6 protein-coding genes are annotated in these 11,778 nt (G+C 69.8%); 5 read left to right on the plus strand and 1 reads right to left on the minus strand.

From position 1 onward, the window contains the following. Positions 1–252 precede the first annotated feature (252 nt). The 3 genes from ACFZDJ_RS31420 to ACFZDJ_RS31430 all read left to right on the plus strand — a co-directional run bounded on the left by ACFZDJ_RS31420 (position 253) and on the right by ACFZDJ_RS31430 (position 4,856). Positions 253–2,295 (plus strand): M4 family metallopeptidase, encoded by a 2,043-nt coding sequence (locus tag ACFZDJ_RS31420; protein WP_391063843.1) that lies wholly within the window; start codon positions 253–255, stop codon positions 2,293–2,295. Positions 2,296–2,593: 298 nt separating this feature from the next. Then, on the plus strand, positions 2,594–4,252 hold the full coding sequence (locus tag ACFZDJ_RS31425; protein ID WP_391063846.1) for a M4 family metallopeptidase: 1,659 nt from the start codon (positions 2,594–2,596) through the stop codon (positions 4,250–4,252). Positions 4,253–4,340: 88 nt separating this feature from the next. Beyond that, positions 4,341–4,856 carry a DUF1990 family protein gene (locus tag ACFZDJ_RS31430; RefSeq protein ID WP_168511326.1) on the plus strand — a complete coding sequence of 172 codons (516 nt, stop codon included), beginning with the start codon at positions 4,341–4,343 and terminating at the stop codon, positions 4,854–4,856. Positions 4,857–4,888: 32 nt separating this feature from the next. Here ACFZDJ_RS31430 and ACFZDJ_RS31435 read toward each other — a convergent pair whose 3' ends face one another. Next, positions 4,889–7,558 carry an alpha-glucan family phosphorylase gene (locus ACFZDJ_RS31435; protein ID WP_390933708.1) on the minus strand — a complete coding sequence of 890 codons (2,670 nt, stop codon included), beginning with the start codon at positions 7,556–7,558 and terminating at the stop codon, positions 4,889–4,891. 626 nt (positions 7,559–8,184) lie between these two features. Between ACFZDJ_RS31435 and ACFZDJ_RS31440 the strand changes: the two genes are divergently transcribed. After that, positions 8,185–9,387: a S8 family serine peptidase gene (locus ACFZDJ_RS31440; RefSeq protein WP_390933709.1), complete on the plus strand. Its 1,203-nt coding sequence runs from the start codon at positions 8,185–8,187 to the stop codon at positions 9,385–9,387. A 194-nt stretch (positions 9,388–9,581) separates the two neighbouring features. Then, positions 9,582–11,708 carry a maltotransferase domain-containing protein gene (locus ACFZDJ_RS31445; protein WP_391063848.1) on the plus strand — a complete coding sequence of 709 codons (2,127 nt, stop codon included), beginning with the start codon at positions 9,582–9,584 and terminating at the stop codon, positions 11,706–11,708. Positions 11,709–11,778 lie beyond the last annotated feature (70 nt).

Raw genomic sequence — 11,778 nt, forward strand, 5'->3', positions numbered from 1 at the left:
ATTCCGGCCAAGTTCCTGACGCGGTCCTGACAGAAAGCGAAATCTCCTGCCACTCTTCCCACGGCAACTTCACAGCAATCCCACAGCACCATCGCTGCGTCGTGACCGTAGACCCCATGCAACTGGTTCCGCGTTCCACCCCGTTCCACCCTGTTCTGCCCTGTTCTGCCCTGTTCTGCCCGGACGGGTACCCACCCCGACCGGATCCCCACTGGCCGCGCGAACCGTGGCCACGCAGAAGGAGTCAGTGTGTTGAGCAGCAGTTCCTCCCACAGACGCACCTCCCACACCACTCAGCGCCGTGTCGCGGCCGTCGCCCTCGTCGGCGTCTCCGCCCTGCTGGCCGCGGCCGTCCAGTCGGGCGCCGCGAGCGCGGCCCCCCAGAAATCCTCCCTCGGCAAGATCAACCGTGGTTCTCTCGCCGTCCAGCTCACGCCTTCGCAGCGCGCGGAGCTGATACGAGACGCGGACGCCGCCAAGGCGGCCACCGCCAAGGATCTCGGCCTCGGGGCCAACGAGAAGCTCGTCGCCCGCGACGTCATCAAGGACGCGGACGGCACGGTCCACACCCGCTACGAACGCACGTACGCGGGACTCCCGGTCCTCGGCGGCGACCTGGTGGTCGACACCACCAAGGCCGGGAAGACCGAGCGGGTCATCAAGGCGACGCGGGCCACCCTCAAGGTCGCCTCGCTCACGCCCGCCATCGCCGCCTCGAAGGCGGAGAAGCAGGCCCTCTCCGTCGCCAAGGCCGACGGTTCGAAGAAGACCGACGCCGACCGGGCGCCCCGCAAGGTGATCTGGGCGGCGGACGGCACACCGACCCTCGCGTACGAGACGGTCGTCGGCGGCTTCCAGGACGACGGCACCCCGAACCAGCTGCATGTCATCACCGACGCGGTCACCGGCAAGAAGCTCTACGAGTACCAGGGCATCGAGACCGGTATCGGCAACACCCAGTACAGCGGCCAGGTGACGCTGACGACCACGCAGTCGGGCTCCAACTACACGCTCACCGACGGCGCGCGCGGCGGCCACAAGACGTACAACCTCAACCGCGGTACGTCCGGCACCGGCACCCTGTTCTCGCAGACCAGCGACACCTGGGGCAACGGCACCACGTCGAACGCCGCGACAGCGGGCGCCGACGCGCACTACGGCGCCGCCGAGACGTGGGACTTCTACAAGAACACCTTCGGCCGCAGCGGCATCAAGAACAACGGCGTGGGTGCGTACTCCCGGGTCCACTACGGCAACGCGTACGTCAACGCGTTCTGGGACGACACCTGCTTCTGCATGACGTACGGCGACGGGGCCGGCAACGCGGACCCGCTGACCGCGCTGGACGTGGCCGGGCACGAGATGAGCCACGGCGTCACCGCCAACACCGCGGGTCTCAACTACTCGGGCGAGTCCGGCGGCCTGAACGAGGCGACCTCCGACATCTTCGGCACCGGCGTCGAGTTCTACGCCAACAACGCCTCCGACCCCGGTGACTACCTCATCGGCGAGAAGATCAACATCAACGGCGACGGCACCCCGCTGCGCTACATGGACAAGCCCAGCAAGGACGGCGGCTCGGCGGACAACTGGTCCTCCAGCGTGGGCGGCCTCGACGTGCACTACTCGTCCGGTGTCGCCAACCACTTCTTCTACCTGCTGAGCGAGGGCAGCGGAGCCAAGGTCATCAACGGCGTCAGCTACAACTCGCCGACCGCCGACGGCCTTCCGGTCACCGGCATCGGCCGCGACAAGGCCCTGCAGATCTGGTACCGGGCGCTCACCACCAAGTTCACCTCGACCACCAACTACGCGGCGGCCCGCACCGGCACGCTCGCCGCGACGGGCGAGCTGTACGGCACGACGAGCGCCGAGTACACGGCGGTGCAGAACGCCTGGGCGGCCGTGAAGGTCGGCTCGCGTCCGGGCGGTGGCGGCGGCACCGGTACGTCGTTCGAGAACACCGGCGACGTATCGATTCCGGACAACGGACCGGCCGTGACGTCGTCGATCGCGGTCACCGGCCGCACCGGCAACGCCCCGTCGAACCTTCTGGTCGACGTGGACATCGTGCACACCTGGCGCGGCGACCTGGTCGTGGATCTGCTGGCCCCGGACGGCACGGTGTACCCCCTGAAGGCCTTCAGTTCCTCCGACTCGGCGGACAACGTCCAGGAGACCTACACGGTCAACGCGTCCTCCGAAGTCGCCAACGGCACTTGGAAGTTGAGGGTCCAGGACAAGGCCGCGCAGGACACCGGCTACATCAACAGCTGGAAGCTGACGTTCCCGTAGACCGCGCTTGAACACACGGCATCGAGAGGGCGCCGCCCCGGGGGTTCGACTCCCGGGGCGGCGCCCTCTTTGCCGTGCCATGACCCTGCTTTTGTTGCCGCTTGATCAAGATCGAGATCCGCGTAACGAACAGCGATCTTCACCCAACGGACGCTTTTCGGCCAAGATTCCATTGCCCTCCTGACATGTACGCGCCCTTGATGTCACTCTTCCACCGCACGGCTCACCCGCACCGCAACTTCGCACCTTCCGTACGGCCACCCCACGCCGTCCGGTCGCCCCCACAAGAGGAGATTGCGTGACCCCCCTCTACGCGCGTCACAAGCGCACCACTCTGGCCATCGCGACCGCTGTCGCCGCCGGAGCCCTGCTCACCACCGGTCTGACCACCGGTGCCTCCGCCCAGACCGAGTCGGCCGCCGCCAAGGCGAAGCTCCCCGGCGCCACGGTCCAGCTCTCCGCCGCCGCGCGCACGAGCCTGATCCAGCAGGCCGACGCGGCCGCGCCCGAGACCGCCCAGCAGATAGGCCTCGGCGCCAAGGAGAAGCTCGTCGTCAGAGACGTCCTCAAGGACGCGGACGGCACGGTGCACACCCGCTACGAGCGCACGTACAACGGCCTTCCGGTCCTCGGCGGCGACCTGGTCGTCCACGAGTCCAAGGCCGGCAAGACCGAGGGCGTCACCAAGGCCGTGAAGACGGCCATCAAGGTCGCCTCGCTGAAGCCGCAGGTCACCACCGCGAAGGCCGAGAAGCAGGCTCTCACCGCCGCGAAGGCCGCCGGTTCGGAGAAGACCACGGCCGACCGCGCCCCCCGCAAGGTGATCTGGGCCGCCACCGGCAAGCCCACCCTCGCCTACGAGACGGTCATCGGCGGTCTCCAGGACGACGGCACCCCGAACCAACTGCACGTCATCGCCGACGCGGCCACCGGCAAGAAGCTCTACGAGTACCAGGGCATCGAGACGGGCACCGGCAAGACCCTCTACTCGGGCACGGTCAGCCTCAACACCACCCTGTCGGGCTCGACGTACCAGCTGACCGACGGCACCCGCGGCGGCCACAAGACGTACAACAAGTCGCACACCACCTCCTCCTCCGCGGGCACCCTGTTCACCGACGCGGACGACACCTGGGGCACCGGCGCGGCCTCCAGCTCCACCACCGACCAGACCGCGGCCGCCGACGCCGCGTACGGCGCGCAGGAGACGTGGGACTTCTACAAGAACACCTTCGGCCGCAGCGGCATCAAGAACAACGGCGTCGGCGCGTACTCCCGCGTCCACTACGGCAACGCGTACGTCAACGCGTTCTGGGACGACAGCTGCTTCTGCATGACGTACGGCGACGGCTCCGGGAACACCCACCCGCTGACCTCGCTGGACGTGGCCGGCCACGAGATGAGCCACGGCGTCACCGCCAACACGGCCGGTCTCAACTACTCGGGCGAGTCCGGCGGTCTGAACGAGGCAACCTCCGACATCTTCGGCACCGGCGTCGAGTTCTACGCCAACAACGCCTCCGACCCCGGTGACTACCTCATCGGCGAGAAGATCAACATCAACGGCGACGGCACCCCGCTGCGCTACATGGACAAGCCCAGCAAGGACGGCGGCTCCGCCGACTACTGGTCCTCCAGCGTCGGCAACCTGGACGTGCACTACTCGTCCGGTGTCGCCAACCACTTCTTCTACCTGCTGAGCGAGGGCAGCGGCGCCAAGACCATCAACGGCGTCAGCTACAACTCGCCCACGTCCAACGGCACGGCCGTCACCGGCATCGGCCGGGACAAGGCCCTGCAGATCTGGTACAAGGCGCTGACGACGTACTTCACGTCGACGACGAACTACAAGTCGGCCCGCACGGGGACGCTCTCCGCGGCGTCGGCCCTGTACGGCTCGACCAGCACCGAGTACAAGGCGGTTGCCGCGGCCTGGACCGCGGTCAACGTGAGCTAGTGCCCACGGGGTCCTCGAGACCCACTCAGGCGCCTTGGGCGGTACCCGGAGAGAAGGCGACTCCGGGTACCGCCCTACGCTGTCCCCCATGGTCTCCCCGGACAACCCCTTCACATACGAGGACGTGGGCGCGACGCGCGACGGCCGCTGCCCGCCGGGGTTCCACCCCCTGCACCTGCGCACCCGCGTCGGCGAGGGCGAGGCAGCCTTCCGCGCCGCGTCCCAAGCGGTGATGACCTGGGAGATGCACCGCGCGATGGGCGTGGGCATCACCGCCACCGCCGAGAAGGCGGCCCCCGGAGTCGACGTCACCGTCGGACTCGGCCCCCTCAAGGCCCCCTGCCGTGTGGTCTGGACGGTCGAGGAGTACCGCCGGGCCGGCTGGGCCTACGGCACCCTGCCCGGCCACCCCGAGCACGGCGAGGAGGCCTTCGTGGTCGACCGCACGGGCGACGGCACGGTCTGGCTGACCGTGACCGCCTTCAGCCGTGCGGCCAAGTGGTACACCCGTGCCGGCGGACCGGCGACCCGGGGGCTCCAGCACGCCTACGCGCGGCGCTGCGGGGCGGTACTGCGCCGGCTGTGCGCGGGGTTCGAGCCGTAGGTCGGCTGCCTGCCGTTCCGCTTTCGGCTCGCTCAGCGCATCAGGACCCCGGCCTCCTCCCCCACCTCCTCCGAGGGCATCGTCACCAGGCCCAGCTCGGCGCCGGACGCGAGCAGCCGGTGCGTGGGGAGGATACGGACCGTGTAGCCGAACGGGCCGGTGCGGTCGAGGGAGAGCGGGCCCTCGTACACCCAGCGCCCTTCCAGGTCCGGACCGCCCGCCGGTTTCAGCGGGACGCAGCTCGCGTCCGCGATGCGGTCCTGCGAGTCGACGCGGCCCGAGACCGCCTGGACCTCGACGTCGTCCGGGGCGAGGTCGGCCAGCGCCACCCGCACGCGCAGGGAGAGGGTGGTGCCCAGTTCGGCGGTCGTGGTGGCGGCGGAGGCCTCCAGATGGTCCACCGTGACCCGGGGCCAGGCCGCCCGGACGCGGGACTTCCAGGCGGCCAGTTCGCGGGCCGCCTCCGGGGCCAGGGCGCGGTGGGCACGGGCCGCGGGGGCGTACAGGCGCTCCACGTACTCGCGCACCATCCGGCCCGCCAGGACCTTCGGGCCGAGATGGGTCAGAGTCTGGCGCACCATCTCGATCCACCGGTCGGGCAGACCGTGCTGACCCCGCTCGTAGAAGCGGGGCGCCACGCGCTGTTCCAGCAGCTCGTAGAGGGCCGCCGCCTCCAGCTCGTCGCGGCGGTCGTCGTCCTCCCCCACTGCTGAACGCGTGGGGGGACCCCCATCCGTACCGTCCGCCGTCGGAATCGCCCAGCCGAAGTCCGGCTGGAACCACTCGTCCCACCAGCCGTCCAGGACGGAGAGGTTCAGACAGCCGTTGAGCGCCGCCTTCATCCCGGACGTGCCGCAGGCCTCCAGCGGGCGGAGCGGGTTGTTCAGCCAGATGTCGCAGCCCGGGTACAGCTTCTGCGCCATCGCCATCCCGTAGTCCGGGAGGAAGACGATCCGGTGGCGTACGCGCGGGTCGTCCGCGAACCGGACAAGTTCCTGGACGAGTCGCTTGCCGCCGTCGTCGGCGGGGTGCGCCTTGCCCGCGACCACGATCTGGATCGGGCGCTCGGCGTGCAGGAGGAGGTCCATCAGACGGTCGCGGTCGCGCAGCATCAGGGTCAGACGCTTGTAGGAAGGGACGCGGCGCGCGAAGCCGATCGTGAGCACGTCCGGGTCCAGCACTCCGTCGATCCAGCCGAGTTCGGCCGTTCCGGCGCCGCGCTGGCGCCAGGAGGCGTGCAGGCGTTCCCGTACCTCGATCACCAGCTGCTCGCGCAGTACCCGGCGCAGGTCCCAGATCTCCTGGTCGGCGATGTCCGCCACCGCGTCCCAGCGGTCCGAGCCGCCGACCGTCATCGCGTCCTCGGTGCGCTGGGCGCCGATCTGGCGGGCGCCGAGACGGAAGACCTCCGGTGCCACCCAGGTCGGTGCGTGCACGCCGTTGGTGACCGAGGTGATCGGGACCTCGTCCGGGTCGAAACCCGGCCACAGCCCGGAGAACATCTCGCGGCTGACGTGACCGTGGAGCAGCGACACCCCGTTGGCCCGCTGGCCGAGCCTGAGCCCCATCACGGCCATGTTGAAGAGGTTCGGCTCACCGCCCGGGTAGGTCTCCATGCCGAGGCCGAGGATCCGCTCGACGTCGATACGGGGGAGTTCGGCGTCCGGGCCGAAGTGGTGGGCGACCAGTTCGCGGTCGAAGCGGTCGATGCCTGCGGGGACGGGGGTGTGGGTGGTGAAGACGGTGCCGGCGCGGACGGATTCGAGGGCGGCCTCGAAGTCCAGCCCGTCCTGCCCGTCCTGTCCCTCGGCGAGTTCGGCGATGCGCTCCAGGCCGAGGAAGCCCGCGTGGCCCTCGTTGGTGTGGAACACCTCGGGCTGAGCGTGGCCGGTCAGTCGGCAGTACGTCCTCACGGCGCGCACCCCGCCGATGCCGAGCAGCATCTCCTGCAGCAGCCGGTGCTCGCTGCCGCCGCCGTACAGCCGGTCGGTCACGCCGCGTTCGCCGAGGTCGTTCTCCTCGACGTCGGAGTCGAGCATGAGGAGGGGGACGCGACCGACCTGCGCAAGCCAGATGCGGGCGCGCAGGGCGCGGCCGCCGGGGAGGGCGAGGGTGACCTGGGCCGGGGTGCCGTCGGATTCGCGCAGGGGTACGAGCGGGAGTTCGTTGGGGTCGAGGACGGGATAGTGCTCCTGCTGCCAGCCGTCTCGGGAGAGGGACTGGCGGAAGTAGCCGTGCCGGTAGAGGAGTCCTACGCCGATGAGGGGTACGCCGAGGTCGCTGGCGGCCTTGAGGTGGTCGCCGGCGAGGATGCCGAGGCCGCCGGAGTACTGGGGCAGGGCCGCGGTGATGCCGAACTCGGGTGAGAAGTAGGCGATGGCGGCGGGGAGGTCGGGAATCTGGGTCTGGGTCTGATACCAGCGTTCGCCGGTCACGTAGTCGCGCAGGTCGTCGGCGACGGCGGCGAGGCGGCGCAGGAAGCGGCGGTCCTCGGCGAGTTCCGCGAGGCGGCGGGGAGGGACGCCGCCGAGCAGGCGTACGGGGTCGCCGTCGGAGGCGGTCCAGCGTTCGGGGTCGACGGACTGGAAGAGGTCGCGGGTCTCGGCGTGCCAGGACCAGCGCAGGTTGCGGGCGAGGTCACTGAGCGGGTGAAGGGCGTCGGGCAGTACGGGGCGAACGGTGAATCTGCGGATTGCCTTCACGAGTTCCACCTTCACAAAAGACGTATGCGGCGGGAAGTACGTCACCCACGACGGTAGCGGCGAGGGTGTTTCCACAACACGGCGCATCGATGAACTCCGGCGTCGTGGTGGCGGACGCGTGGGTGGGTCGGGGGCGTGGGGGTGTGTCGAGCCCGTCGCCGCCGGATCAGACGTGGACCGGGCAAGCGAGCCGCAGCTCGATCCGAACGTGAGCGACGGGCTTACGACACACCCCCACGCCCCCTTCCGCAGTACGCCGACTGCGGGCGATGGGGACACCCCCACAGGCGGGACGGGGGGAGCGCGGGGCGCAGCCCCCGCCCCAGGGGCGCGGGGAGCGCGGGGCGCAGCCCCCGCTTCAGGGGCGCGGGGAACTGCGCGGCCAGCCCCCACCGGCCCGCAGCCGACGAACTCACCCCAACGGTCCCACCGGCGGAGCCCTCGGCTGGTAATCGACGCAACCATTCCGCCCAACCCCCGGATGGTATGGCCGATTCCGCCCGCATGGGCGGCCTTGTGGTGCTTCACACCACACGAGAGGCTGCCAGGTGGCGTACGGGCGACCCCGGTCGCACACCGGTCGGTCCCGGTCGGCGTACGCCGACTTGAGGAGGGGAACTCACGTCATGGCACAGACGAGACAGCGGCGTCTGCGCTGGGCAGGATGCCTCACCGCGGTCACGACGGCCGCGGTGCTTTCGGCCATCACCCTGCCCGCGCACGCCGCCCCGGAGGGGCGGATACTCGGCGCCGGCGAACCCGGTTCCGTCAGCGGTAGCTACATCGTGACGCTCAAGGGGGGTACGAAGGCTCCGTCGTCGGTGGGTAAGGGCATCGCCGAGAAGTACGGGGCGCGAATCAGCCACACGTACGGCACGGCGCTCAACGGATACGCGGTCCAGGTCAGCGAAAGGCAGGCGCGGCGGCTCGCGGGGGACTCCCGTGTGGCCTCCGTCGTCCAGGACACCCGGGTGGCACTCGACCACTTCGAGAAGAACCCGCCGTCCTGGGGGCTGGACCGGATCGACCAGCCCGCTCTGCCGCTCGACAAGGGCTACGCGTGGCCGGAGTCGGCGGGCGCGGGCGTGACGGCGTACGTCATCGACACGGGGATCCGGATCACGCACAAGGACTTCGGGGGGCGGGCCAGTTACGGCTGGGACTTCGTGGGCAACGACAAGGCGGCGGGGGACGGGAACGGGCACGGGACCCATGTCGCCGGGACCATCGCGGGAACCACCTATGGTGTGGCGAAGAAGGCCAAGGTCGTGTCCGTGCGGGTGCTCGACAACGCCGGGTCCGGCACCACCGCGCAGGTCATCGCCGGTATCGACTGGGTGACCCGGCACGCGCACAAGCCGGCGGTCGCCAATCTGAGCCTGGGCGGCCACGCGAACGCCCAGCTGGACGCCGCCGTACGCAACTCCATCGCCTCGGGAGTGACGTACTCGGTCGCGGCGGGCAACGACGCACTGCCGGCCGGGCTGTACTCCCCCGCCCGGGTCAAGGAGGCGCTGACGGTCGGAGCGAGTGACAGGACCGACGCCCGGGCGAGCTTCTCCAACTTCGGCGCGGCGCTCGACCTGTTCGCGCCCGGCGTGGCGATCACGTCGGCGTCGTACGCGAGCGACACCGGGAAGGCGACCTTCTCCGGTACGTCGATGGCGAGCCCGCATGTCGCGGGCGCGGCGGCGCTCTATCTCGCCGGTCACCCGAAGGCGACCCCGGCCCAAGTGGGCAATGCGTTGGTTCAGCGGGCGGTGTACGGGAAGGTCGGCGGTGCGGGGCTCGGTTCGCCGAACAGGCTTCTGCAGGTCGGCTCTTCGTGAAGAACCGCCGGAACAGGTACCGGCCTCGCCCGTCGGACGAGGCCGGTCTTGTGTGTAGACATACGCGTAAGTAGTTAGCAACCTGCCGGATTGCTCACCCGAATAGGGTGGGAAGGCTCCCCCGGTACGCCCCGCAGGCCCCACCTCCCCACACCGTCATCCGCCCACCCACGTTGACGCGGACAGGAGCGGTCATGCCCGCCACGCACCACACGTCGCCACCCCCGACGACCACCTCCGACACACCCCCCATACGCAAGGTCGACGCCGTCCCCCGCGCCCCGGAGCAACCCTCCGACCAGGCCGGCGAAGGCGGCGGGAGCGTCGGACGCATTCCCGTCGTCGACGTTCGGCCCCTCGTCCTGCAAGGCCGCCGCCCGGCCAAGGCGGTCGTCGGCGAGGCCTTCGAAGTCTCGGCCACCGTCTTCCGCGAAGGCCACGACGCCGTCGCCGCGAACGTCGTCCTGCGCGATCCGGAGGGCCGCACCGGCCCCTGGACCCCGATGCGCGAACTCGCCCCCGGCACCGACCGCTGGGGCGCCACCGTCTCCGCCGGGACGACCGGCCACTGGACGTACACCGTGGAGGCCTGGAGCGATCCGGTCTCCACCTGGCGCCATCACGCGGGGATCAAGATCCCGGCGGGCATCGACACGGAACTGGTCCTGGAGGAGGGTGCCCGGCTGTACGAGCGCGCTGCCGCCGGAGTGCCGAAGAGCAAGGGCAGAAGGGATGTCGTCCTCGCCGCGGCGGACGCGCTGCGGGACACCGACCGTTCCTCGGCGGCCCGGCTCGCCGCCGCTCGTACCCCTGAGGTGGACAGGGTCCTCACTCGTCATCCGCTGCGTGAGCTGGTCAGCAGCTCGGAGCCGTTGCCCCTGCTGGTGGAGCGCGAGCGGGCGCTGTACGGCTCCTGGTACGAGTTCTTTCCGCGTTCGGAGAGCGGACATCTCGATCCGCCGGTGCACGGCACCTTCCGCACCGCCGCCGAGCGGCTGCCCGCCATCGCGCGGATGGGCTTCGACGTGGTGTATCTGCCGCCGATCCATCCCATCGGGGCCACCTATCGCAAGGGGCCCAACAACACGCTCTCGGCGGGGGCCTACGACGTCGGTGTGCCGTGGGCGATCGGATCTCCGGAGGGCGGGCACGACGCCGTTCATCCGGACCTCGGCACGATCGACGACTTCGACGCCTTCGTGAGGCGGGCGGAGCGGGAGGGGCTGGAGATCGCGCTCGACTTCGCGCTGCAGTGCTCGCCGGATCATCCGTGGGTGCAGAAGCATCCCGAGTGGTTCCACCACCGGGCGGACGGGTCGATCGCGTACGCGGAGAATCCGCCGAAGAAGTACCAGGACATCTATCCGATCGCCTTCGACCGGGACATGCCGGGGCTGGTCCAGGAGACGCTGCGGGTGCTGCGGTACTGGATGGGCCACGGCGTGCGGATCTTCCGCGTCGACAACCCGCACACCAAGCCGGTCGTCTTCTGGGAGCGGGTCATCGCGGACGTCAACCGCACCGACCCGGACGTGATCTTCCTGGCCGAGGCGTTCACCCGGCCCGCGATGATGCGCACGCTGGGGGCGATCGGCTTCCAGCAGTCCTACACCTATTTCACCTGGCGCAACACGAAGGAGGAGCTCACCGACTACCTCGGTGAGCTGTCGGGGGAGGCGGCCGCCTACATGCGGCCCAATTTCTTCGTGAACACCCCGGACATCCTGCACGAGTTCCTTCAGCACGGCGGGCGGCCGGCCTTCGAACTGCGTGCGGTGCTCGCCGCGACGCTGTCTCCGACCTGGGGCGTCTACAGCGGATTCGAGCTCTGTGAGAACACCCCTCTGCGTGCGGGCGGCGAAGAGTACCTGAACTCCGAGAAGTACCAACTGCGTCCGCGGGATTGGGAGTCGGCGGAGCGGGAGGGTCGTAGCATCGCGCCGTTGCTGGGTGCGCTCAACACCATCAGGCGGCGCAGTCCGGCGTTGCGCCAGTTGCGCGGCCTCCACTTCCACCACACGGACAAGGACGCGGTGATCGCCTACTCGAAGTCGGTCACGCACGGGAGCGGATCGAACACGGTTGTGGTGGTGGTCAACCTCGACCCCCACCACACCCAGGAGGCGACGGTCTCGTTGGACATGCCGCAACTCGGCCTGGACTGGCACGAGTCCGTGCCGGTGCGCGACGAGCTCACCGGCGAGACCTACAACTGGGGCAGGGCCAACTATGTGCGTCTTGAGCCAGGGCATAGCCCCGCGCACATCCTCACCGTCCTGCGACCGTCCTCACCGCAGATCGGAGGGTCACCCACCACATGATCGTCAACGAGCCCGTCCCGGACACTTTCGAGGACACCCCGGCCAGGGACCGCGACCCCGACTGGTTCAA

Origin of the sequence: Streptomyces sp. NPDC007896, assembly GCF_042959425.1 — a bacterium.
GTDB lineage: Bacteria > Actinomycetota > Actinomycetes > Streptomycetales > Streptomycetaceae > Streptomyces.